We start from the raw sequence: 26,266 nt of genomic DNA on the forward strand, positions 1-26,266 counted from the left end.
TCACGAGGATTATCGTAGCATAGATAAAAAATTCTCGTAAGCATTTATTTATCATAAAATCAATGAAAGTTGACTTGAGCACTTAAAAGATTGGATTTTATTTGAAAGTAGTCACTTTATCAGCTGCTAAGCGAACAGACTCGTATCCTTCTTCTACCGCTTTTCCGATGGATAAAATGATAACTGGTACATATCTTTCTTTATCTAAACCAAAAGCTTCTGCGAGTTGATCTGCTTCAAACCCACCAATTGGATTCGTTTCATAGCCATGTTCACGTGCAACTAACATGAATTGCATTGCCGCAAGACTAGAATCAACTTTTACGACATCATTCATTTGCGACTTAGAGAATGATTTGTAATAAGGAATAATTGTTGCTAATTGTTGATCGCGGACTTCTTTTGGCATCTTGCCAGCTTCATAAGCTTGATTATAGATTTCTTCACCATATTCATAACATTCTAGATCCCCAAAAATCATCACCATAGCTGAAGATGTATCATTCTGCTTTGTATTAAAACGAATCAGTGGACGTAATTTTTCTTTTGCTTCGTCACTTTCCGCAACTACAAAACGCCATGGTTGCATATTCACTGAAGAAGGAGCTGTTGTTGCTTCCTGAATCATGGTTAACATTTCTTCGTGGGAAATTTTGTATGTTTCATCGTACACCCGGACAGATTTTCTGCCATACATAATTGTTGAAAAATCTTTTGCTTGTTCCATTTATTCCACTTCTTTCGTTTTGATTGCTGATAATTGCGTATTTAATTTATTAAGCAACACTAATAACTGTGACATTTCTTCTCGATCGAATGCCTGTGATAAAATGCTAGCCATATCCGTGTGCTCTCTTTCGCAGTTTGAAAGTTTCTCTTCTGCTTTAGCGGTTAAAGTGACCACTACTTCGCGATTATTCAAAGGATTTCTTTGTCGTGTAACGTAACCTTTTGTTTCTAATAATTTTAAGTGCCTAGTCACCGCTCCTTGATCAATTTGTAATAAAGATTGTAACGTGTTTTGTGAACAAGGATTCTTTTCTCTTAAAAGCGTTAATAATTCATAACGCGTCAAGCTCAACCCAATATTTTCTTCAAAAATTTGGATAATCTTTTGATCTGCTACTTTGATTTGATATAAAACATGACTAACTTCTTCTAAAGACATCTGTTCCTCCTCACACTAACAATTGACTCGTCAACTATTGACTCGTCAATGATAAAACGATTTGTTGAGAAAGGCAAGAATTTTTGTTTGTTAAATGAATTTTTTTATTGGCGATTCAAGATATGATCGCTAAAAATTCTTTAATAATAAATGAACAAGTTAATAACTTAGTAATGATTTTAGTAAGCAGGTTTTAGTTTACTGCACAAAAAAACTAACTAACAACTCTTCCCAAATGCCAAAGCACATTTTTTAGTAACTGGCGTTTGCTAGCTAGTTCGTTATTTAAATTAGTTCATTAATCAATAACTTGGCAACTGCTCGCACAGAAAATGGATTTTGCCCTGTCAGAATTCTGCCGTCTTGTATTGCATATTCTCGATAAAATCTTTTCTTCTTAAAATGTCCTCCTCTTTTTTCCACCGCTACTTGATTCAAAAATGGGACAACCGATTTTTTCCCTGCGAGAATTTCTTCTGCCGTAGTAAACCCAGTAATATTCTTACCTTCAATCAAATAATTACCACTCTTATCTTTAATATTCAATAATCCTGCTACTCCATGACACACAGAAACAAGATATCCACCATTATCATAAATAGCAGTTGCCAGATTTTGAATGGTCAAATCCTCTGGAAAATCCCACATAACACCATGTCCGCCAGTATAATAAATAGCCGAATAGTCAGTTGGATTCACTTGATCTGGACGCAAAGTGTTCGTTAATCCTCTATGAATAAAATCAGGATCTTCATAAATTTCAAGAATTGATTCATCTGTGTATTTCATACTTCGCGGATCAAGTGGTACAAATCCACCGTTTGGACTAACGAAATCGAATTCAATCCCAACCTTTTGCATTTCATCCACAAATTCAGCCGCTTCACCTAGCCATAATCCAGTTGGCTCAGTTGTTCCCTGATAGCGAGTAACATTTGTTTCAATAATCAATACTTTTTTCACATTAATCCACCTCTGCGATAATTTGGGTCACATCACCCAATAATTTTTGCAATTTATTGATTTCGGTTGTTTCATGCGTTAAATAATAGAAATTTTTCGTTCCTTCACTACGATAATCAATGATTTTTGCTTCTTTTAAAATTTTCAAATGATGAGATACTGCTGGGCGAGAAAGATTTGTTGTTGCTGTTAACTCATTCACCCTAACTCCTTGGCAAGCACGGTCTTCTAGTAATCGAATGATAATTGCCTGACGTTTTTCATCGCCCAAAGCGATTAAAAAATTACTCACTTCTGAAAATTCTTTTTTTAAATTTGTAAAGTCAGCCATCTGTCACCCTCCGTTTATATTTTTAAACCATTAAACCACCAAAGTAATCTTCTTGTCAAATTAGTTATTCCTTTCTAACTAACAACGCATCTTTTTCAGTCTTCCCTGAAATTATCGACCAGAAATCAAAAAATTTCTCTATATACTTAAGGTATCAAGTAAATGATCACAGGAGGAAACACAATGAAATGGTATAAACTTTCAACTGAACAAGTGAAGCAAAAAACTCGTGCTGAAACAACTGGCCTTACACAAAAGGAACGTCAAACTCGTTTAGAAACTGATGGATTAAATAAGATTGAAAAACAGGAACAATTAAAACCATGGCAAAAATTTGCGAAACATTTTACGGATTTATTGATGATCGTTTTGATGATTGCTGCATTACTTAAATTTTTCACCGGAGATATCATTGGTGGGAGTATTATTTTGCTAGTAGTCGTTATCAATGGGTTGATTAGTTACTGGCAAGAGAGAAAAGCGGAAGATTCTTTGGATGGACTGAGAAATATGATGGGACAAGAATCAGTCGTCCTTAGTGATGGTATTCAAGAAACAATTGATGCGGAGCAACTCGTTCGAGGAGATATTATTATCTTAAAAGCAGGCGATGTTGTCCCAGCAGATTTACGTTTGATTGACACACACGATCTAACGATTGAAGAAGCTATTTTAACTGGTGAATCTTTAGCTGTTGAAAAGCAAAGCGCCACGATTGAAGAAACATCGCCAACAGGAGATCAAGTGAACATGGCATTTTCTGGGACATTGGTCCAAACGGGCTCTGCTCAAGGGATCGTTGTCGAAATTGGAAATCAAACTGAGATTGGGAAAATCAACCAAGCACTTCAGTCTGTAAAAGTACAGACAACCCCGCTTATCAAAAAAATGCACCAACTAAATAAGTACATTTTCCAAGGTATCTTGGCCTTGATCGTGTTCTTGCTTTTCTTCTCTAGTTTAAGATACGGGCTAGAATTGAATTTGATGTTCTCTGCTTCTGTCGCATTGATCGTCTCAATGATTCCAGAAGGATTACCTGCTGTCTTAACAATGATCCTTTCAATGGGCGTCAAAGAAATGGCAAAAGAAAATGCCATCATCAAAGGCATGCCAACAATTGAAACATTAGGCTCGATGACCGTTATTTGCTCTGACAAAACAGGAACATTGACCAAAAATGAAATGACCGTGATGGACGTCTTAACTGATGAACCACAAATGATGAAAGAAATTATGAACAACTGCCAAGAATTAAAGACTAAGGACGATCAACCAATCAAGCAATTAAAAGGAAACCCAACAGAATTAGCCTTACTAAACTATGTGAAAAATGATGCACTATCTTTAAAACCAGTTCTAGGCAAGATTCCTTTTAGTTCAAGTTACAAATACATGGCAACTGCACATTCTGTCGACAACCAATTTCTTGTTTTTGTCAAAGGTGCGCCAGAAATTTTGATGCAAAAATCACAATTGACTGAAACTGAAAAATTAAATTGGGAAGAACAAGCTACACAATTAGCAGAAAAAGGGCAACGTGTTCTTGGATTTGCCTACAAGGCGTTCAATGAGTCGACAGAGTTGACCCATGAACTTTTAACCGAGCTAACCTTCGTTGGTTTGTCTGGTATCATTGATCCACCAAAAGAAAGTGCGATCCAAGCAGTCAGAGAAGCACAACAAGCTGGAATTTCAGTTAAGATGATCACAGGTGATCACAAAGAAACAGCTAAAGCCATTGGGATTCAAATTGGATTGAAGCATACAGAAAATGTATTAGAAGGAGTCGACATCGACTTATTATCAGATGAAGAACTTGCTAAACAGGTCCAAAAGGTGGATGTTTTTGCCCGAACGACACCTGAACATAAATTACGAATCGTCACCACTTTACAAAAAAATGACGAAATCGTTGGTATGACGGGTGATGGTGTCAACGACGCACCTGCCCTAAAGAAAGCAGACGTTGGTATCGCTATGGGAATCAAAGGTAGCGAGGTCAGTAAGCAAGCTGCCGACATGGTCTTAGCTGATGATGACTTCCATACAATTGCTAAAGCAGTCAAAGAAGGACGTAGACTCTTTGATAATTTGCAAAAAACCATCAACTTCTTCTTACCCACTGCATTAGCACAAGGGCTAATCGTGATCGTAGCCTTATTATTAAACCGCCCACTTCCCCTAACTACTGTACAAATTTTATGGGTAAATATGGCTACAACGATTACACTTTCTTACGCTTTAGGATTTGAAAAAGCAAGTCCAAACGTGATGAAACGTCCTCCTAGAGAAACAAATGCTGGAATCTTGTCACTTTACAATGTCTTTCGAATATTCTATGTATCCTTGTTAATCATGGTACCCGCCTACCTATTATCCATTCAGTTCGATGGCACTGCATTACAACAAACGATCTTGTTACAAAGCATCGTTTTAGGTCAAGCAGTCTACATGATTAACTGTCGCGAATTACTTGATTCTTCACTCAACCAAGGAATTTGGAAAAACAAAGCTCTGTTCATTTCATTAGGAATCTTGTTCATCCTACAAACAATCGTGATTTTCTTACCGACTGCTCAACAATTGATTGGCACAACTAGCTTATCCCTCAACCAACAATTATTGATTTTTGGAAACGCATTGGTTCTTTTCCTCATCGTTGAGTTTGAGAAAAAAATCAGTAAAAAACTTTTAAGCAAAAAAAAAGCACCTAACCATGGGTCTACCTCCTAAGAGAAAACTTGGTTAGATGTAAGAATGATTCGTGAGTTCAGTCAATCGGCTGAGCTCATTTTTTGTAGGTATCAATGAAAGATAAAAAACCGGAAGCGGAGAACTGTCAATGGGGATATTTGAAACAATCAAATCCCCTGCTTGATACTTGATTGCGTTTAATTGTGTCAGTTCAATTGGTTCAATCCGAATCCGTTTGCCTAAGTAATCAGATAGTTCTTGTTGTAAAAATAACTTCCAGGCAGGTTCACTTTGAAAAATAAGATAGATAGTTATGGTGTGTGTTTTGATTGAGAAAATTGCTTGCTGGCACAACAAAAGAAAAATATTTACAAAATATGCTTGTTCTTTAATGGATGCGACTTGCAATAATTCTTGAAATAGCTCGTCTCCGACCATTTGGACGATGGGATATGCTTCATTCTGTTGGATCAATAGCTCTTGATACTCTAATTGAAATTGCTCTGAAAGGCTAGGCGACTCAGCATATTTCAATAACAGCACCAGTAAATTACACTGCAAGTGTGTGTCGTGTAATTTGGGAAGGTCTAGTTTTTCAGCTAATTTTTGAACCGTTTGTTGTGCTTTAGCAAGTAGGTCAGGATAGTCAGTATCTAATACTGTCTTCACTTCTTCACCAAAGTCATTGTTATAATTCCAACTTTCAAAAAAACAGAAAAAAGCAAAAAAAAGTTCTGATTCTTCAAGATAAATGCCCTCTTTTTTATATAAACTCTTTAATGATGACGCATATAAACATAACAGAGGATCCTCCTGATCAAATGAAAACTGGTTGATCTGGCACCCCGCCTTGATTCTGATAGTATTGATAAAGAACCAGCAAATACCAAATATCTGTTCCGTTTCAACTTTCAGTTTAGTTGAGATATCTTTCGCTAAAAAATAGTGATAATGATCTTCGTGAATAAAATAGTCTTCAAAAAAATAATTATTATGAGTGAACGGTAAAAGTAACCTGTGGTAAAAAATCCGAATGGAGCTTTCTTCTCCAACCAGCTGTGCTTTTCCGCCCTTTAAACGAATTCGAATATGATAACTTTTTAGATTCTGATTAACCTTTGTGGTATGACGTTTGAGTGTTTCCATGGAGATTCCTGTGTTATACAAAAAATCAGATAAATTTAATTCCTTTGTAAAAAGTAACTCTTTGACTAGTTGAAGCGTAATCGAATGCGGCAAGAAAACTTCCCAGATATCATTTGTTGCAACTGTACTTTCACTAATCAATTTAATACCGTTATTATCTGTAGCAATTTTCCATCCAGAAGGTAAATAACTACGAACAGAATTCAAATCTGAAAAGACTGTACGTTCTGTCGTGTCGATTTTTTCAGCTAATTCTTTGACCGTAATCTGTGAATTATTCAGAAGTTGTTCCAACAATAACACTTGTCGATATAAATCTTTCTCTGTTATAAATTGTTTCACTAATGAGTACATGAAAGGTCCCCTTCCCAAAAATAATCAATTCGTAAAAATTGGTGTGATAAATTTTTTATGTGTAACAGAACTGAAAAAAATAGCTATTTCATCTTTTCGACATGTATCTACCCAAACTTTGATTAAATGATTGAAGGTTGATTCGATATTACCTGATTTACATCAGTCTCATGGTTTCCGATATCGTTTTCATTCCTTTACTAAGTATAATTTTAAATAAATAAAATGAAAAGACTTAACTTGATAAGGCATAAACTAAATTTGAACTTTGGTAATCAATTAGTACGCAAATTCTAGAATAATCGCTAGTATAGATAACTTCATAAAAATAAACTTTTTATCACTTCGTCAACCAATCGCTAACCAGTGTGAGCCTCATCATATACAAAAAAGACATTCCAAAAATGGAATGTCTTTTTGAACGATAACAATATTAACGTTTTGAGAATTGAGAAGCTTTACGAGCTTTCTTAAGACCTGGTTTTTTACGTTCAACCATACGTGCGTCACGAGTAAGTAAGCCAGCACGTTTAAGAGCTGCACGGAAGTCAGGATCAACTTCTAGCAATGCACGAGCGATACCATGACGGATAGCTCCTGATTGTCCAGCATAGCCTCCACCGTTTACGTTAACAAAAACGTCATATGCGCCTTTTGTTTCAGTAACAGCGAAAGGTTGATTGATAACTTCACGCAAGTCAGCATGTGGGATGTATTCTTCAACATCTTTTTTGTTTACAATAACTTTACCAGTTCCTGGTACTAAGCGTACGCGAGCAACTGCATTTTTACGACGGCCTGTGCCGATATATTGAACTTGTGCCAATGAAATTCCCTCCTATTAGATTAAGTTTGTGATATCTAAAACTTCTGGTTGTTGAGCAGTATGTGGATGTTCTGAACCACCATATACGTTCAATTTAGTAAATTGTTTGCGACCTAAAGTATTTTTAGGAAGCATTCCTTTTACTGAAGTTTCGATTAAACGACGAGAATTTTTAGCACGCAATTCGCCAGCTGTGACTGATTTCAATCCACCTGGGTAGTTGCTGTGACGGTAATAAATTTTGTCAGTCGCTTTTTTACCTGTTAATTTCACTTTATCTGCATTGATGACAATGACGAAATCGCCAGTATCCACATGAGGTGTGAAAGTTGGTTTATTTTTACCACGTAGTACAGATGCAACAACTGTTGAAAGACGTCCCAATGGAACATCAGTTGCGTCTACTACATACCATTTACGTTCTACTTCGCCTGGTTTGGCCATATATGTTGTACGCACGTTAGTTTCCTCCAATTTAAGTTCTGATGTTTGACATACACTTCGAGTTTCCGGGGCTCTTTGTGGGGCAAACAATACCATTTAACATATTACCTGCTACTTCGCATAATGTCAACGTTTTTCTGCTCGCATGAAAAATTTTTCAAAAGTTTACATCTTTGATCTATTCTCCTATCTGCCTCTATACTTCCAATTTCAATTACTGTATAAAAAGGAATTAAATTCCGCTATTTTTTGTATATTAAATAATTAAATTACAAAATAATGCATATTTATTTAATAAAAGTGTTGCTTTTTTATTTTTATGATGCTATTATTTGAAGCATCAATTTTCAAAAGAATGCAAAGTAAGGGGAGTTTTTTTATGAAAGAGAAAATTATTTTAGCTTATTCCGGTGGATTAGATACATCTGTTGCCATTAAGTGGCTGACGGATGAAGGCTATGACGTGATTGCTTGTTGTTTAGACATCGGCGAAGGAAAAGATACGTCTTTTATCAAAGAAAAAGCATTGCAAGTTGGTGCTAGCGCTTCTTATGCGATTGATGCTAAAGAGGAATTTGCGCAAGAATTTGCTTTGGCTGCTCTTCAAGGACATACCTTCTATGAACAATCGTATCCATTAGTTTCTGCCCTTTCACGCCCCTTAATTGCGAAGAAACTAGTTGAACTTGCTCGCACGACAGGAGCTTCAACCATCGCTCATGGCTGTACCGGAAAAGGAAATGATCAAGTTCGATTTGAAGTTGCAATCAATGCTTTAGCACCCGACTTAAAAATTATCGCTCCTGTTCGTCAATGGCAGTGGTCTCGTGAAGAAGAAATTGCTTATGCAAAAACAAATGATATTCCAATTCCTGCAAATTTAGACAATCCTTATTCAATTGATCAAAATCTTTGGGGGCGGGCATGTGAATGCGGAATTTTAGAAGACCCTTGGGCAACCCCACCTGCAGGAGCTTACGAGTTAACGACTGCTTTAGAATATACACCAGATCTACCCGATGTGATTGAGCTAACATTTGAACACGGTATCCCAATTGAATTAAATCAAGAAAAGATGTCTTTATCACAACTAATCTTGACCTTAAATCAACTCGCTGGTAAACATGGAATCGGTCGAATTGATCATGTTGAAAATCGGTTAGTTGGTATCAAATCACGTGAAGTTTATGAATGTCCCGGGGCGGTGGTCTTGATGCAAGCGCACAAAGAATTGGAAGATTTGACTTTTGTACGTGAGCTTGCCCACTTTAAACCACTAATTGAGCAGCAGCTCAGTCAAATGATTTATGATGGTTTATGGTTCAATCCATTAACAGAAGCCTTGTTACAATTTCTAAAATCAACACAAATTTATGTAAATGGGACCGTCCGGGTCAAACTCTTTAAAGGAAACGTGATTGTTGAGGGGCGGAAATCATTTAATAGTCTGTATAGTGAAGAACTGGCTACTTATACATCCGCAGATACCTTTGATCAACAAGCAGCTATTGGGTTCATCAAACTTTGGGGATTACCTTCTAAGGTCCACGCAGAGGTACAATCGAAACAAGAAAACTTGTCACAAATAATTTAAATACACTAGCTAATGAAGATTTCTTTACGTTATAACAGGAAAAAGAAATCTTCATTGTTTTACATAATTTTGGGGAGGAACAGATATGGAAAAACTTTGGGGTGGTCGTTTTCAAGGCGAAAGTGAACAATGGATTGACGAATTTGGAGCATCCATTTCTTTTGACCAGAAGTTAGCAAAGCAAGATATCCTTGGCAGTTTAGCTCATGTCAAAATGCTTGGTCATACAGGAATTTTAACTACAGATGAAACGTTAGCAATTATTTCCGGTTTAGAAACTTTGCAGCAAAAATTAGCAGCAAATGAATTACAATTCACCATTGAAAATGAAGATATCCACTTAAATATCGAAACATTGCTTCATCAAGAAATTGGCGCAGTTGCGGGAAAGTTACATACCGCTCGCAGCCGAAATGATCAAGTCGCGACAGATATGCATCTTTTTCTCAAGGAGACTGTTTTGGAATTAATAACCAAACTTCACCAGTTACGAACAACTTTAGTCAAGAAAGCTGAAGAACATGTTGAAACAATTGCACCTGGATATACGCACCTCCAACATGCACAGCCAATCTCCTTCGGCCATCATTTGCTCGCTTATTATCAGATGTTGACTAGGGATGCGGAACGTTTTGAAGAAAGTTTAAAACGAATTGATTTATCTCCACTTGGCAGTGCAGCACTGGCTGGAACTACCTTTCCAATCGACCGTCAATTTTCAGCAAAAGAATTAGGTTTTTCTGGTATTTATCAAAACAGTTTGGACGCTGTGAGTGATCGTGATTTTATCTTAGAATTTCTAAGTAATTGTTCTCTTTTAATGATGCATCTTTCACGTTTTTGCGAGGAATTGATTTTGTGGTGCAGCCATGAGTTTCAATTTGTTGAATTGACAGATACTTTCTCAACAGGAAGTTCAATTATGCCGCAAAAGAAAAATCCAGATATGGCTGAACTTATTCGTGGGAAAACAGGTAGAGTTTACGGAAATCTTTTTGGTCTTTTAACCTTGATGAAAGGTTTACCACTTGCATACAATAAAGATTTTCAAGAAGATAAAGAAGGTATGTTTGACTCAAGTGAAACAGTTCTAGCTAGTTTAACGATCATGGATGGCATGATTGCAACGATGAAAGTCAATCAATCACGTATGCATGCTTCCACACAACAAGATTTTTCTAATGCAACAGAATTAGCTGACTACTTAGCTACCAAAGGAATGCCTTTCCGTCAAGCACATGAAATTGTCGGAAAACTTGTCCTCCATTGTACACAAAGAGGCTATTTTTTACAGGATATTCCATTAACTGAATTCCAAGCCATCAGTTCACTGATTGAAGACGATATTTACGATACTTTACGGTCAGAAGTAGCCGTTCAAAGAAGACATTCCGAAGGTGGAACTGGCTTTGACCAAGTAAGAGCACAAATCGACTACGCATTTTCTCAATTAGCATCTGAGATCGTTCCCTTGTCCTGAATTGCTTTGCGAAAGGTTAGTAATGCATAGGGCTCCCTTCTTCCACACAAAAAGACACACAACTTAATGAGTTGCGTGTCTTTTTCTTCTATTATTATAGAAATAAATTTCTAAGCATCAATTTCTGGAGCTTTTCCAAGATGTGCTTGGATCATCCAGATGCGTTTTTCAGTTGCTGTTTTAAATTCAATAAAGATATCTTGTGTAGGATCGTCGCCTTCTTCACCAGAAACTTCAATTCCTTTTTGGTAAAGATCAGCTAGATAACGATAATTTTTCACTAATGTTTCTAAACGTTCTGGAATCGTACGGTCCCAACGACCTACTTCATCAGAAATTTTTGTATTGTCTGCAAACTCACGTAATGTTGAGTAAGGTGCGCCATCAAGGGTGATCAAACGTTCTGAGATCTCATCTAATTGATCATTTAGATCATCCATGAATTCGTCCATCATTGGGTGCAAAGTAAGGAAACCTGGACCTCTCATGTACCAATGTGTTTGATGCACAACAACAGACATTTGACTTAAATCTGCAACTAATTGGTTCAATACTTCTTTTGTTTTTGGAAATTTCATTTTGTTACCTCCCTACATTTATTTACATATAAAATCATAGTCAATTTTCAATTAAATGTACACTAAAACCAATTACCTGAGAATGATTTTCATCCAAGTGATCTTTAAATCATAAAAATCATCGAAAAGTAAATGATATATCATTTACTTTTCGATGATTTTAACTAAATAATTTTCTGCTTATCACTTTGCGTATTTCATTTTAGAAAGGAGCAAATCAGATGATACTTCATTTTATTCTTGGTAGTTGTTTCGGGTCATTCTTTTGTTTAGTTGCACAACGGATTCCCATTAACGAATCCATTCTATCGCCTGGCTCACATTGCAATCACTGTCAAACACGTTTAGCTTGGTATGAGTTAATTCCTTTATTATCAATACTTTGGCAAAATTTTCACTGCCGTTATTGCCATTGTAAATTACCAATTAGTTATTTTTTAGCCGAGGTAGTTTGTGGCGCATTATTTAGCTGGCATTTTTATTTTTATTCATGGGATCTTCTTCTTTTATTTTGGATTAGCATGGCTTTTCTGCTAAGTCTAATGGATATCTTTTATCTGTTAATTGATTCTTTACTTCTTTATCTCATGTGGGGAATCTTGTGGTTATCTTGGTTTTTGAATGCCAATTTTCATTGGAAGAGTGTTCTCCTAGTCATTTTTGTTATGTGTTTGATTTTATCTTTTGTGCCTAGATCATTAGGAATAGGGGATTGTTTACTACTGATTTGTTGGAGTGGTGGATTGTCATTAGTTTCCTTAGCTCAATTACTATTTGTCGCTAGCTTGCTAGGCGTAACATACTTTGTTTTCTATTATGTGTGTTATCGTAAACAACTGGTGCATCTGCCTTTTATCCCTTTTCTAACTATGGGATTAATTATTGTTTTAAGCAGCAAGTAAATAAAAAACGATGACCAGAGTCATCGTTTTTTATTAGCAATTATTCCAAATAGAAATTATTTTCGTTATTTTTTAGATACCTTATCTGACCACTTTTTTCGGATAAAACCAGCGCGTCCAGAACCTTCACGATATAAATTATAATGTACACGATTTTTTTTGTAATAGTCTTGATGATATTCTTCAGCCGGATAAAAAGTTACTTTTGGTTCAATTTTAGTTACAATCGGTTGTTCAAATCGACCACTCGCTTCCAATCGTTGCTTAGATTCTTCAGCTAGTCGTTGTTCTTCTTCACTTCCATAATAAATAACTGGTCGATACGAGTCTCCTCGATCAGCAAATTGTCCTAATGCATCCGTTGGATCTGTTTGTTGCCAATAAATATCCAGTAATTGTTCATAACTGATGATTTCCGGATCATATTCAATTTCTACAGCTTCTGTGTGTCCTGTTGTCCCCGTTGTTACTTGTTCATACGTTGGATTTGGAACATGTCCGCCAGTGTAACCAGAAGTGACGGAAATAATCCCTGGTTGCGTATCAAAAGGCTTTACCATGCACCAAAAACATCCGCCAGCAAAAACTGCTGTTTTCGTTTTACTTGTCATTTTATATCATCTCCCTTTTCTTTATCATACTCATTTCTAAGAAAAGGAACATTATTTTGCTTGAAACCAAAAAAATATTGTTAATCGCACTTACCCTCTGGGGGTATATTTTAAAAGATGGACTTTACTTCTCTAAAAGCCACGAACCAATAAGTTGTCCACATGTGGACATTTTATTTTTCTTTTTATTTATCATTCTTGTGGATATTTCTCCTTAAACTTCGCCAAAATTTATCCACAAAACACAAAAGAGGTCGAACGTCATGACGTTCGACCTCTTATTTCAATCCAAAATTCTCAAACGAATTGATTTATTTTGTTTGATTGTTGTTCATTGCATCTTCAGCAGCCATTTGTGCTTCAATATCAGAAATACTGTACACATTTTCGCTAGCCACACCAACTTCTTTTGGTTCCATGTCACGGTAACGTTGCATACCAGTACCAGCTGGGATGATTTTACCGATGATAACATTTTCTTTCAAACCAAGAAGTGGATCTTTCTTACCGCGAATTGCGGCATCCGTCAAGACACGAGTTGTTTCTTGGAATGATGCAGCAGATAAGAAACTGTTTGTTTCCAATGAAGCTTTTGTAATACCTAGCAAGACTGGACGAGATGTCGCAGGAACACCACCAGCAACTAAAGTATTGTAGTTTTGATCTTTAAAGTCTGCAATATCCATTAAAGTACCTGGTAAGATTTCTGTGTCACCTGGGTCCATTACGCGAACTTTACGCAACATTTGACGTACCATTACTTCAATATGTTTATCTCCGATTTCTACCCCTTGCATGCGGTACACGCGTTGTACTTCACGCAATAGATAATTTTCAACAGATAAAACATCACGAACTTGCAACAATTGTTTAGGATCGATTGAACCTTCTGTTAATGGTGCACCACGATGGATCATATCGCCTTCAGCTACTTTCATACGTGCTGTATAAGGTACAGTGTACGTACGAGTATCTGTTTTACCTTTAATTGTTACTTCTTTTGTACGTGTCGCAGGATCTTCTGAAATGTCAATAACATCCCCAGTTACTTCTGTGATCACAGCTTGTCCTTTTGGATTACGTGCTTCAAAAATTTCTTGGACACGAGGAAGACCCTGAGTAATATCATCTCCGGCAACCCCACCCGTATGGAACGTACGCATTGTTAACTGTGTACCTGGTTCACCAATTGATTGAGCAGCGATCGTACCAACTGCTTCACCTACTTCAACGTCAGAACCAGTTGCAAGGTTACGTCCATAACAATGTTTACATACACCATGTTTTGTATTACATGTGAATACTGAGCGAATCGTTACCGTTTCAACACCAGCATCAACGATTTGTTTTGCAATATCTTCAGAAATCAATTCATTTCCTTCAATAATTAGTTCGTCTGTTTCCGGGTTACGGATTTCTTTACGAGTGTAACGTCCAATTAGACGATCTTCTAATGATTCAATGATTTCGTTTCCTTCACGAATTGCACGAATTTCAAGACCACGGTCAGTACCACAATCTTCTTCACGAATAATAACATCTTGTGCTACGTCAACTAAACGACGAGTCAAGTAACCTGAATCGGCTGTCTTCAAGGCAGTATCGGTCATCCCTTTACGAGCCCCGTGAGTTGAGATAAACATTTCTAAGACAGATAGTCCTTCGCGGAAGTTAGAAATGATTGGCAATTCCATGATTCGACCATTCGGAGCAGCCATCAATCCACGCATACCGGCAAGCTGAGTAAAGTTGGAGATGTTACCACGAGCCCCAGAATCAGACATCATGAAGATTGGATTTTTTGCTTCCAAACCTTCCATCAGTTTTTGTTGGATTTCATCTTTGGCAGCATTCCAAACAGCGATTACGCGTTCATAACGTTCGTCATCTGTGATCAGACCACGACGGAATTGTTTTGTAATTGTTTCAACTTGTTTGTGTGCATTTTGGATAATTCCTTGTTTTTCTTCAAGAACACTAATATCCGCAATCCCTACAGTGATACCTGCATGAGTTGAATGTTTGTATCCTAAGTCTTTCATACGGTCAAGCATTTTAGATGTTTCAGTCACTTTGAAACGTTTAAAGACTTCAGCGATGATGTTTCCTAAGTTTTTCTTCTTGAATGGCAAGATCAACTCTTGTTCTTTGATGTGTGCAGGAATATCTGTACCCGCTTCAACAAAGTATTTATCTGGCGTTTGAACTGTTAAGTTAAAGTCAGTTGGTTCATTCAAGTAAGGAAACTCTTGTGGCATGATTTCATTGAAGATAATCTTACCAACAGTAGTAATCATTGTGCGTTCTTTTTGCCAATCAGTAAATGGTTTGTCACCTAATGTGTTAGGATTTACACCAATACGAGAGTGTAAATGAACATAGCCATTACGCCATGCTATTACAGCTTCATTTTGATCTCTGAAGACCATTCCTTCGCCTTCACGACCTTCTTCTTCCATAGTTAGATAGTAGTTACCTAAAACCATATCTTGAGAAGGTGTTACAACTGGTTTACCATCTTTTGGATTCAAAATATTTTGTGCAGCTAGCATCAACATACGTGCTTCAGCTTGTGCTTCTTCATTCAATGGAACATGGACAGCCATTTGGTCTCCATCGAAATCGGCATTGTAGGCTTCACAAACAAGTGGATGCAAACGAATTGCACGGCCTTGTACCAATACTGGTTCAAATGCTTGAATACCAAGTCTGTGAAGTGTAGGTGCTCGGTTAAGTAATACTGGGTGTTCTTTGATTACGTCTTCTAAAACATCCCAAACTTCATCTTCTTGACGTTCGATTTTACGTTTTGCATTTTTGATGTTTGATGCAAGTTCACGTTGAACTAATTCACGCATTACAAATGGTTTGAACAATTCGATAGCCATTTCTTTTGGAAGACCACATTGATACATCTTCAAGAAAGGACCAACAACGATAACTGAACGACCAGAATAGTCAACACGTTTACCTAGTAAGTTTTGACGGAAACGACCTTGTTTCCCTTTTAGCATATGAGAAAGAGATTTCAATGGACGGTTACCTGGTCCAGTAACTGGACGGCCACGACGACCATTGTCAATCAATGCATCAACGGCTTCTTGTAACATACGTTTTTCATTTTGAACAATGATTCCTGGTGCATTCAAATCTAACAAACGTTTCAAACGATTGTTGCGGTTGATTACTCGACGATACAAATCGTTTAAATCACTTGTTGCAAAACGTCCACCTTCTAATTGAACCATTGGACGTAAATCAGGAGGGATTACAGGAATAACATCCATAACCATCCAGCTTGGTTCATTTCCAGAAGCACGGAATGCTTCTAAAATGTCTAAGCGACGAATAGCACGTGTACGTTTTTGTCCTTGTGCTGATTTCAATTCTTCTTTTAATTCTGCAACTTCTGCATCCAAATCAACATTATCTAATAATTGTTTGATTGCTTCCGCACCCATTGCAGCTTGGAATTCTTGACCATACTGTTCACGTTTCTCACGATATTCACGTTCAGTCAATAATTGTTTCTTCTCTAAATTAGTATTACCTGGTTCGATAACTACATAAGAGGCAAAATAAATGATTTCTTCCAATGCACGTGGGCTCATATCTAAAACAAGACCCATACGTGAAGGAATACCTTTAAAATACCAGATATGTGAAACAGGAGCAGCTAATTCAATGTGTCCCATACGTTCACGACGAACTTTCGAGCGAGTAACTTCTACTCCACAACGGTCACAAACAATTCCTTTATAACGGATACGTTTGTATTTTCCGCAGGCACATTCCCAGTCTTTTGTAGGACCAAAAATCCGCTCACAGAACAACCCTTCGCGTTCAGGTTTTAAGGTACGATAGTTAATCGTCTCAGGCTTTTTAACTTCGCCGTAAGACCAGCTTCTGATTTTTTCGGGAGAAGCCAAACCTATTTGCATACTTTCGAATTTATTTACATCGATCAAAAGGGGTTCCCTCCATTTCGTTTAATGGCAAAACCACAAGGCGGCTGATCATCGACCGCCTCGCAGCCCATAGACCGGATTAGTCTAATTTATCTTCTGCAGTTTCAAAGTTTTGGATTGCATCTTCATGCACTTGTTCAACTTGTTCTGCAGCTTGTTTTTCTAATTCTTTTGCAGATTGTTGTTCAGCAAATTTTGTTAAAGCATCTACTGTAATCAAATCATCATCTTCGTCATCCATGTCGCGTAATTCAATCTCTTCATCTTGGATATCTAAGACGCGCATGTCTAAACCTAATGATTGTAATTCTTTAACTAATACACGGAATGATTCTGGTACACCAGGTTTTGGAATTGGTTCGCCCTTAACGATTGCTTCGTATGTTTTCACACGACCAACAACGTCATCCGATTTGTATGTCAAGATTTCTTGTAGGGTATAAGCAGCACCATAAGCTTCCAGTGCCCAAACTTCCATTTCCCCAAAACGTTGTCCACCAAATTGAGCTTTACCACCCAATGGTTGTTGCGTAACCAATGAGTAAGGTCCAATTGAACGAGCATGTAATTTATCATCAACCATGTGGGCAAGTTTAATCATATACATAACCCCAACAGATACACGTCCATCGAAAGGTTCCCCAGTACGACCATCATAAAGAACTGTTTTAGCATCGCTAGCCATACCAGCTTCACGAACTGTTGCCCAAACATCTTCATCAGTCGCGCCATCAAATACAGGAGTTGCTACGTGGATTCCTAATTGACGTGCAGCCATACCTAAGTGTAATTCTAATACTTGTCCGATGTTCATCCGAGATGGTACCCCTAATGGATTCAACATGATATCGATTGGTGTTCCATCAGGTAAGAATGGCATATCTTCTTCTGGCATAATACGGGATACAACCCCTTTATTACCATGACGACCGGCCATCTTATCTCCTTCATGAATTTTACGTTTTTGAACGATATAAACACGAACGAGCATGTTAACACCTGGTGATAATTCATCGCCAGCTTCACGAGTAAAGATTTTTACATCATGAACGATTCCGCCACCACCATGTGGTACACGTAATGAAGTATCGCGAACTTCACGAGCTTTTTCGCCAAAGATTGCATGTAGCAAACGTTCTTCTGCTGATAATTCAGTTACACCTTTTGGAGTAACTTTACCAACAAGTAAATCGCCATCTTGAACTTCCGCACCAATGCGGATAATACCCATTTCATCTAAGTCTTTCAAAGCATCTTCCCCAACGTTAGGGATTTCGCGAGTAATTTCTTCAGGTCCTAATTTTGTATCACGAGCTTCTGACTCATACTCTTCAATATGGATTGAAGTATAAACATCATCTTTTACAAGACGACGACTCATGATAATCGCATCTTCATAGTTGTAACCTTCCCAAGTCATGAAACCAACTAAAACGTTTTGTCCTAGTGCCATTTCACCTTGTTCCATAGAAGGTCCATCTGCTAAAGTATCACCTTTTTCAACGCGTTCGCCTAAAAGAGCGATTGGGCGTTGGTTATAACTTGTTCCAGAGTTTGAACGACGGAATTTTGTTACAACATATTTATCTAATGCACCATTGTCACGACGAACACGGATTTCTGAAGCATCTACATACTCAACGACACCATCATGTTTACACAATAATGCAGCACCTGAGTCATGCGCAGATTTATATTCCATACCAGTACCAACCCATGGTGATTGTGGATTGATCAACGGAACAGCTTGACGCTGCATGTTAGCACCCATCAAGGCACGGTTGGAGTCATCGTTTTCCAAGAAAGGAATACATGCTGTCGCAACAGCTACTACTTGCTTAGGAGAAACGTCCATATAGTCAACTTTATCAATAGAAACTTCTAAGTTTTCACTTTGTGCACGAGCCATTACAACGTCTTCAGCAAATGTGCCATCTTCATTTAGAATACTATTTGCTTGGGCAACGATATAGTGGTCTTCGATGTCTGCAGTTAAGTAATCAATTTGATCAGTAACACGTCCTGTCGCACGATCAACTCGGCGATATGGTGTTTCAATAAAACCAAACTTATTAACTTTTGCATAACTTGACAAACTGTTAATCAATCCGATATTCGGACCTTCAGGAGTTTCAATCGGACACATACGACCATAGTGAGAATAGTGAACGTCACGAACTTCATAACCAGCACGGTCACGAGTCAAACCACCAGGCCCTAAGGCTGATAGACGACGTTTATGTGTTAACTCACCCAATGGATTTGTTTGATCCATGAACTGTGACAACTGTGAAGAACCAAAGAATTCTTTGATACTTGCCACAACTGGACGAATATTAATCAATTGTTGTGGTGTTAATGTTTCTGTGTCTTGGATAGACATTCTTTCACGTACCACACGTTCCATACGAGCTAAACCAATACGGAATTGATTTTGCAATAATTCACCAACTGAACGGATACGACGATTACCTAAGTGATCGATATCATCAACATTTCCAATATCTTCCATTAAGTTCAAGAAGTAGCTCATTGAAGCAACAATATCTGCGGGACGAATAGTCTTAACAGCTGCTTCTGGGTAGCCATTACCGATTACGTTAACTTCACGTTCTGGATCTTTTGGTGAAAATACTTTAATCACTTGGACAGTCATTGGATCAGTGACTACACCATCTTCTGATGGGTAATAAGTAACTGAGTTCAAACCATTGTCAATAAATGGAGCTAATGTTTCCATCACTTGGTGTGTCAACACAGTTCCTTTTTCAACGATGATCTCACCAGTTTCTGGATCAACTAACGTTTCAGCTAATGTTAAGTTTAATAGACGTGTTTTTAAATCTAATTTTTTATTTACTTTGTAACGACCAACATTTGCTAAGTCGTAGCGTTTTGGATCGAAGAAACGAGCATTTAATAAGTTACGAGAACTATCTGCTGTTTTTGGTTCTCCTGGACGTAAACGTTCGTAAACATCTTTCAAACCTTCTTCTGTACGTGAATCACTTGCATTTTTGTGCAAATCTTTTTCAATAGTATTACGCAATGTTTCGCTATCACCAAATATTTCAAAAATCGTATCATCAGAACCAAATCCTAATGCACGAACTAAAACAGTCAAAGGAATTTTACGTGTACGGTCGATACGTACGTAAGAAATATCTTTTGCGTCAGTTTCCATTTCCAACCAAGCGCCACGGTTAGGAATAACTGTTGATCCAAAGCCTTCTTTTCCGTTTTTGTCTACTTTCCCATGGAAGTAAACACCAGGTGAACGAACTAATTGAGAAACAATTACACGTTCAGCACCATTGATAATAAATGTACCTTGTTCAGTCATTAGTGGGAAATCGCCAAAGAATACTTCTTGTGCTTTGATTTCACCTGTTTCACGATTTGTTAAACGCAAAGTAACATGTAATGGTGCAGAATAGTTAGCATCATGTGCGCGAGCTTCTGCTACTGTATACTTAGGTTCCTTAAGTTCATAATCCACAAATTCCAAAGATAAGTTGCCATTAAAATCATCGATTGGCAAAATGTCTTCAAACATTTCTCTAAGTCCTTCATCTAAGAACCATTGGTAAGAGTCTGTTTGAATTTCAATCAAATTTGGTAATTCCAACACTTCACTGATGCGTGCGAAACTTCTACGTTCGCGATGTTTTCCGTATTTTACTACGTGTCCAGCCAAGCTCTTCACCCCTCTAAAATGTCATTCAAAAAGACTACCCGACTAATTGTTACAAAAACATTTCATATATTTTTTTTAGGTAACAACAGACATTTTTTGCGGCTTTTAGGCAAAAAAAAACCAAAAATAGAACAATCTCTTGAAAACTTACTTTCGTGAGCTCCTACTTTTGTTTCTCTTATAAAGCCGAAACGGACAATATTTCGTTTCTGCCTTTCATTCATCAGATAGTTTTTGCAACTTCATATAATACACGTATTTCGTACAAAAGTCAACCTCTCATCGCTTTGCTCACTTGCTTTCGCAACCTTTTCTTAATTCTTTCATCTACTATCAATTTTTTTCATTGATCACTTTTGTATTGACAGACCAAAACCCCTTTGCTAAGATTGAGGAAATTCATTTTGTGGAGGAATTACTATGATAACTAATCGAATAAAACCAACACAACTGAATAACTTTTTCTTTAGCTACTTTAGATAGGTTTGTATTCATCATGATGGATACAAACGTTAAACAACTTGTTTGTATCTATGATGGCTAAAGAACTTTGTATTACGCAAAAAGCCACGTAGACATTACGCTAAGTGGCTAAGCAAAGAAAATACAAAGTATTTCTGGTACCATACTTTTCTATTTATTTTCTCGCTTTTTCGAATCCATTTAGACGTCATGTCTGAATGGATTTTTTTGTTTCTTAAAACTAAGGAGGAAATCAAATGAAAAAGAATGTATTAATTGGACTTGGACTAACAGTATTACTTGCACTAGGTGGTTGTGCTCAAAAAAGCGAAGCAAAAAATGGCGATGAAGAAATGAAAACGGTGGGCGTACTTCAACTTGTACAACATAATTCTCTTGACGATTCTTATAAAGGTTTCAAAGAAGGTTTGTCAGAAGGTGGTTACGTTGAAGGAAAAAATTTAACAATTGATTATCAAAACGCTCAGAACAATCAAGATAACTTAAAAAGTATGAGCGAAAAATTAGTCAAAGAAAAACCTGATTTATTGTTGGGAATCGCAACACCTGCTGCTCAATCATTACTAAATGAAACGACAACTATTCCGATTACTGTTACTGCAGTGACTGATTTGAAAGAAGCCAAACTAGTTGCGTCCAACAAAGAACCCGGAGGAAATGTAACTGGCACTTCTGATATGGTTCCAATCAAAAAACAAATTGATTTATTACTAAGCATTGTTCCGAATGCAAAAAAAATCGGAATCATGTACAACAACGGCGAAGCAAACTCTAAACTTCAAGGTGATCTTGCTCAAAAAGAATTAGAAAAAGCTGGAATTAAAGTAAAAGTTTTAACTGCTAACTCAACCAACGATGTTCAACAAGTAACGAAAAGTTTAGCCAAAGACGTTGATGGCATTTATATTCCAACAGACAATACATTCGCTAGTGCCGCAAGTGTCGTTGGTGAAGTAGCAAAAGAAACAAAGACTCCTGTCGTTGCTGGTTCAGCTGCACAAGTAAAAGAAGGTGGACTTGCAACTGTCGGCATTGATTATGAAAAACTTGGAAAACAAACTGGAATCATGGCTGCAAAAATCCTTGATGGAAAAGCAACACCTGACTCACTTCCTGTTGAATCTGCAAATGATTTAGAACTAATTGTAAATGAAAAAATGGCTGATGATTTAGGAATTGATCCTGCCAGTATTAAAGCAGCTGAGTAGCAAACAATAGGAGGAACAAAATATGTTAAATCTATTTTCAATTTTCTTATCTTCTGCCTCACAAGGTGTTCTTTGGGCATTATTAGCAATTGGTGTTTATATTACGTTTCGTATTTTAGATATTGCTGATCTAACTGCTGAAGGAAGTTTTCCTTTAGGTGCTGGGATAGCGGCAATGAGTATTACAACAGGCATCCATCCTTTACTTGCTTGCCTACTAGGATTTTTAGGCGGTGCGTTGGCTGGATTGGTTTCCGGATTGCTTCATACAAAACTCAAAATTCCTGCATTACTTGCAGGAATCATCACCATGACAGGCTTGTATTCTGTGACTTCACGAGTGATGGGCGCACCTAATATCTCACTGCTTGGACAGCCCACTATTTTTGAATGGGTTGAGTCATTGGGCGTCTCAAAAACAACCGCCGTTTTAATTGTAGGTTTGTGTATCGCTTTACTGATTATTTTTCTACTAGTGTTTTTCTTAAGAACAGAAACAGGACTTGCAATTCGAGCAACGGGAGACAACTTAGCGATGAGCGAAGCAAATGGCATCAACACAGATAACATGAAAATTATTGGCTATATGATCTCGAACGGTTGCATTGCTTTAGCTGGCTCCTTACTTGCACAAAACAATGGTTTTGCTGACTTAAACTCTGGAATTGGCACAATCGTTATTGGCTTAGCTTCGATCATCATTGCAGAAGTCTTGTTCCGTAATCAGCCACTACTTTCACGTTTCTTGACAGTCATTCTTGGTGCAGTGATTTATCGTTTTATTTTAGCACTCGTTTTCGAATTAAATGTCGAACCTAGTGACTCCAAATTGGCTTCTGCTTTAGTTTTAGTTATCTGTTTATCTTTCCCACAAATTCAAGAAAAATTGCGTATTCCTAAATTCAATCGAGGAGGGAACAACAAATGAGTGCCGTACTGACAATTAAAGATTTACACCATACTTTTGAAAAAGGAACAACAAACGAAAATCACGTACTAAAGGGAATTAATCTCTCACTTCAACCAGCTGATTTTGTAACAATTATTGGCGGGAATGGTGCTGGAAAATCTACCTTACTTAATAGTATCGCGGGAACTTTTACCGCTGATCAAGGAAAAATTATTTTGCGTGAACAAGACATTACCAAAAAATCGGTAGTAGAACGTTCTAAAAATATCAGCCGTGTATTCCAAGATCCCAAACTAGGGACAGCTGTTCGTTTAACTGTTGAAGAAAATTTAGCTCTTGCAATGAAACGAGGAAAGAAACGTGGCTTCTTTCGTGGCGTAAAACCTCGGGATCGTCAATTTTTTAAAGAGCAACTAGCAAGTTTGAATTTAGGATTAGAAAATCGTTTGACCACAGAAATCGGCTTATTATCTGGCGGGCAACGCCAAGCAATCACATTGTTAATGGCAACGCTACAACGCCCCGAATTGATTTTATTAGATGAACATACCGCTGCACTTGATCCGGCAACTTCTGCCACTGTAATGGAATTGACTCAGAAATTAATTCAGGAACAAAAATTAACAGCTTTTATGGTTACGCATGATATGGAAGATGCTATTCGTTACGGCAATCGTTTAATCATGTTGCATCAAGGGCAAATCGTTGTGGATATTACAAATGAAGAAAAACAACAATTAACTGTTGCTAAATTACTTGATCTTTTCAAAAAAAATAGTGGTACCACACTCAAAGAAGACACCGTTCTTTTAGCTTAAACATTCTTTGTAATCTACAAAAATTCAATCAGCGGAAATTAACTTTTTACTATTGTATACGAAGAAAGTCAGAATTTGATACAATAGCAAAAAAGGAGTTGGATAACCAGATGGCTACAAAAGATACTGTACTTCGCTTATTAAAAAATTCAACGACATTTCTTTCTGGAGAAAAAATCGCCCAAGAACTACAACTTTCTCGTACCAGTGTTTGGAAAGCAATCAAAGAACTAGAAAAAGCTGGCTATCAATTCGAACACGGTCCTATCGGCTACCGCTATTTACCTTCTGATGTACTAGATGCAACGGAAATCAAACAGGAACTTCAGAACGATCAACCACGTTTACACGTGAAGACAATGACTACTTCTCAATCAACAATGCAAGATGCAAAACTAGCTGCCGCAAAGGGAACCGACGATCCAACATTATTTGTTGCAGACATGCAGGAAAACGCACGTGGACGCTTCGGTCGGCCTTTTTTTGCCGAACCAGGACGTGGCATTTACATGAGTTTACTTTTGCATCCTAACCAAGAATTTGATGAGTTACCTCAATACACTTTGGTTGCAGCTAGCGCTTGTGCCAAAGCAATTGAAAAACTTACAGGAGTATCAACTCAAATCAAATGGGTCAATGATATTTATGTCAATGGTAAAAAGATTTGTGGCATTTTATCAGAAGCAATTAGTGATATGGAATCTGGCAGGATCAGTCACGTGATTATTGGGATGGGCATTAATTTTTCATTGCCTCAAAACGAATTTCCCCAAGAAATACAGCAAAAAGCAACTTCAATATTTCCTGATGGACATGCTTTGATTACTCGTAATCAATTAATCATTGAAATTTGGAAAGAATTATTTACTTATTTACGTGAACCAGCAAATAAAGAATACTTGTCCTTCTATCGAAAAAAATCATTTGTGTTAGGTAAACAAGTCTCTTTTATCCAAAAAGGCACCACCTACCATGGGGTTGCTAAATCAATTACTGATACAGGTGAATTAGTCGTTCAAACACCTCAAGAACTTAAAGTATTATCTTCTGGGGAGATTAGTCTTTCATCAATCAATTAAAAAATACGCATACCTTATGACAAAATTTTTATCATAAGATATGCGTATTTTTTATTAAATATTTTGAAAAAGAATGGTTAACAATAATCCTAGAACATAACTGCCGTTAAATAAAATCATATTTTTGATAGAGTAACTAAAACTGATTGGCTGTGGCAAACTCTTTTTGAATGCTTGCAAGTTCCCATGAATTTTCGGAAAAGTTGCTAGTATAATCAAGATCGGCCATTCAAACACACCTGTTAACAGTCCTAATAATATAGCTATATAACTAGCATACATTAAGCTTTGAAAAAGGACTGTGCCCACTGGACGACCAATATAAAACACTAAGGTATAACGATGATTTTCAATATCTCGATCAAGATCTCTTAAATTGTTGGCTAGCATGATATTAGCAATTGTAAAAACTAATGGTAATGAAGCAAGAACAATAGCTGCAACTGCCCAAAAATTCCCTTCCAAAGCAAAATTACCGGTTTGAAAATCAATCATTAAATCATATACATTTGTACTATGAGTATTGACATATACGACCATTGCAAAAATTCCTAGGCCCATCGTAAATCCACTAAAAATTTCTCCCAGTGGCATACGTGATAACGGAATTGGCCCAAAAGTATAAAACACACCAATAAAGCAACAAATAGCACCCATCACTAACAATAACCAACCCGTTTGAATCGTTAAAATGATGCCGATAATAAAAACAAATGCAATCATTCCTAAAATCATATTTCGAATAATTTTCGGTGAAGTTTTTGTTCGACCGATTACATTTTCTTGATATTTATAAACTTCTGAATGCGCTTTTTGATAATCCATATAATTATTGATTGCCGTTGTTGCCAAATCAAAAACTAACATTCCTATAAAAAATAAAAGTGTACTTAACCAGTGTACTTCATGAAAAAAAGCGATAGAGAATAAAACCCCTATCGCAAAAGGAAATACACTTGCCACTTTTGTTCGAATCTCAACGACTTCTAAAAAAATTTTCAGTGACATC

20 protein-coding genes are annotated in these 26,266 nt (G+C 37.0%); 8 read left to right on the top strand and 12 right to left on the bottom strand.

Annotated features, from left to right (window positions below):
• Positions 1-97: 97 nt before the first annotated feature.
• The 4 genes from AC4BD1_RS11855 to AC4BD1_RS11870 all read right to left on the bottom strand — a co-directional run bounded on the left by AC4BD1_RS11855 (position 98) and on the right by AC4BD1_RS11870 (position 2,462).
• Positions 98-727 carry a nitroreductase family protein gene (locus AC4BD1_RS11855; RefSeq protein WP_206908436.1) on the bottom strand — a complete coding sequence of 210 codons (630 nt, stop codon included), beginning with the start codon at positions 725-727 and terminating at the stop codon, positions 98-100.
• Entirely contained in the window at positions 728-1,168 is a 441-nt protein-coding gene (locus AC4BD1_RS11860; protein WP_490466637.1) for a MarR family winged helix-turn-helix transcriptional regulator, read from the bottom strand.
• 285 nt (positions 1,169-1,453) lie between these two features.
• Positions 1,454-2,131, bottom strand: coding sequence for a type 1 glutamine amidotransferase domain-containing protein (locus AC4BD1_RS11865; protein ID WP_490466638.1), 678 nt, complete (start codon positions 2,129-2,131; stop codon positions 1,454-1,456).
• Position 2,132: 1 nt separating this feature from the next.
• Complete coding sequence (locus AC4BD1_RS11870) at positions 2,133-2,462, bottom strand: ArsR/SmtB family transcription factor (protein ID WP_206908455.1); 330 nt, start codon at positions 2,460-2,462, stop codon at positions 2,133-2,135.
• Positions 2,463-2,645: 183 nt separating this feature from the next.
• Here AC4BD1_RS11870 and AC4BD1_RS11875 point away from each other — a divergent pair, with 183 nt between their 5' ends.
• Positions 2,646-5,198 carry an HAD-IC family P-type ATPase gene (locus tag AC4BD1_RS11875; protein WP_490485645.1) on the top strand — a complete coding sequence of 851 codons (2,553 nt, stop codon included), beginning with the start codon at positions 2,646-2,648 and terminating at the stop codon, positions 5,196-5,198.
• 12 nt (positions 5,199-5,210) lie between these two features.
• Here the strand turns inward: AC4BD1_RS11875 and mafR are convergent, their stop codons facing one another.
• From mafR to rplM, 3 genes are all read right to left on the bottom strand, one after another.
• Positions 5,211-6,659: a global transcriptional activator MafR gene (mafR, locus tag AC4BD1_RS11880; RefSeq protein WP_490485646.1), complete on the bottom strand. Its 1,449-nt coding sequence runs from the start codon at positions 6,657-6,659 to the stop codon at positions 5,211-5,213.
• Between the two features lie 433 nt (positions 6,660-7,092).
• Positions 7,093-7,485 (bottom strand): 30S ribosomal protein S9, encoded by a 393-nt coding sequence (gene rpsI / locus AC4BD1_RS11885; RefSeq protein ID WP_067484493.1) that lies wholly within the window; start codon positions 7,483-7,485, stop codon positions 7,093-7,095.
• A 15-nt stretch (positions 7,486-7,500) separates the two neighbouring features.
• Positions 7,501-7,929, bottom strand: a complete 429-nt coding sequence (rplM, locus tag AC4BD1_RS11890; RefSeq protein WP_306294856.1) for a 50S ribosomal protein L13 — start codon at positions 7,927-7,929, stop codon at positions 7,501-7,503.
• Between the two features lie 379 nt (positions 7,930-8,308).
• On the opposite strand from rplM, the gene AC4BD1_RS11895 reads away from it, so the two are divergent.
• Together AC4BD1_RS11895 and argH are read left to right on the top strand one after the other, a co-directional pair.
• A complete protein-coding gene (locus AC4BD1_RS11895) occupies positions 8,309-9,523 on the top strand; it encodes an argininosuccinate synthase (protein ID WP_490466641.1) in 1,215 nt (404 codons plus the stop codon).
• 85 nt (positions 9,524-9,608) lie between these two features.
• The gene (argH, locus tag AC4BD1_RS11900) at positions 9,609-11,003 is read left to right on the top strand and encodes an argininosuccinate lyase (RefSeq protein WP_490466642.1); all 1,395 of its coding nucleotides are present in this window, start codon (positions 9,609-9,611) and stop codon (positions 11,001-11,003) included.
• A 110-nt stretch (positions 11,004-11,113) separates the two neighbouring features.
• Here the strand turns inward: argH and AC4BD1_RS11905 are convergent, their stop codons facing one another.
• A complete protein-coding gene (locus AC4BD1_RS11905; RefSeq protein WP_067484481.1) occupies positions 11,114-11,581 on the bottom strand; it encodes a Dps family protein in 468 nt (155 codons plus the stop codon).
• 221 nt (positions 11,582-11,802) lie between these two features.
• On the opposite strand from AC4BD1_RS11905, the gene AC4BD1_RS11910 reads away from it, so the two are divergent.
• Positions 11,803-12,483 (top strand): prepilin peptidase, encoded by a 681-nt coding sequence (locus tag AC4BD1_RS11910; RefSeq protein ID WP_206908557.1) that lies wholly within the window; start codon positions 11,803-11,805, stop codon positions 12,481-12,483.
• A 65-nt stretch (positions 12,484-12,548) separates the two neighbouring features.
• On the opposite strand, the gene msrA is transcribed toward AC4BD1_RS11910, so the two are convergent.
• From msrA to rpoB, 3 genes are all read right to left on the bottom strand, one after another.
• Positions 12,549-13,094 carry a peptide-methionine (S)-S-oxide reductase MsrA gene (gene msrA, locus AC4BD1_RS11915; RefSeq protein ID WP_206908566.1) on the bottom strand — a complete coding sequence of 182 codons (546 nt, stop codon included), beginning with the start codon at positions 13,092-13,094 and terminating at the stop codon, positions 12,549-12,551.
• A gap of 311 nt (positions 13,095-13,405) precedes the next feature.
• Positions 13,406-17,062 carry a DNA-directed RNA polymerase subunit beta' gene (gene rpoC / locus AC4BD1_RS11920; protein ID WP_067484475.1) on the bottom strand — a complete coding sequence of 1,219 codons (3,657 nt, stop codon included), beginning with the start codon at positions 17,060-17,062 and terminating at the stop codon, positions 13,406-13,408.
• A gap of 79 nt (positions 17,063-17,141) precedes the next feature.
• A complete protein-coding gene (gene rpoB / locus AC4BD1_RS11925) occupies positions 17,142-20,759 on the bottom strand; it encodes a DNA-directed RNA polymerase subunit beta (RefSeq protein ID WP_206908569.1) in 3,618 nt (1,205 codons plus the stop codon).
• A gap of 719 nt (positions 20,760-21,478) precedes the next feature.
• Here rpoB and AC4BD1_RS11930 point away from each other — a divergent pair.
• From AC4BD1_RS11930 to AC4BD1_RS11945, 4 genes are all read left to right on the top strand, one after another.
• The gene (locus AC4BD1_RS11930; protein WP_206908571.1) at positions 21,479-22,450 is read left to right on the top strand and encodes an ABC transporter substrate-binding protein; all 972 of its coding nucleotides are present in this window, start codon (positions 21,479-21,481) and stop codon (positions 22,448-22,450) included.
• Between the two features lie 22 nt (positions 22,451-22,472).
• Positions 22,473-23,378 (top strand): ABC transporter permease, encoded by a 906-nt coding sequence (locus tag AC4BD1_RS11935; RefSeq protein ID WP_490485647.1) that lies wholly within the window; start codon positions 22,473-22,475, stop codon positions 23,376-23,378.
• The gene (locus AC4BD1_RS11940) at positions 23,375-24,178 is read left to right on the top strand and encodes an ABC transporter ATP-binding protein (RefSeq protein WP_490485648.1); all 804 of its coding nucleotides are present in this window, start codon (positions 23,375-23,377) and stop codon (positions 24,176-24,178) included. The genes AC4BD1_RS11935 and AC4BD1_RS11940 overlap by 4 nt, the downstream gene beginning before the upstream one ends.
• Before the next feature lie 110 nt (positions 24,179-24,288).
• Positions 24,289-25,257 carry a biotin--[acetyl-CoA-carboxylase] ligase gene (locus AC4BD1_RS11945; protein ID WP_490485649.1) on the top strand — a complete coding sequence of 323 codons (969 nt, stop codon included), beginning with the start codon at positions 24,289-24,291 and terminating at the stop codon, positions 25,255-25,257.
• Between the two features lie 54 nt (positions 25,258-25,311).
• On the opposite strand, the gene menA is transcribed toward AC4BD1_RS11945, so the two are convergent.
• Complete coding sequence (menA, locus tag AC4BD1_RS11950) at positions 25,312-26,265, bottom strand: 1,4-dihydroxy-2-naphthoate polyprenyltransferase (protein ID WP_490466646.1); 954 nt, start codon at positions 26,263-26,265, stop codon at positions 25,312-25,314.
• Position 26,266: the final 1 nt, after the last annotated feature.

It is taken from the genome of Enterococcus sp. DJ147D b (genome assembly GCF_058216655.1).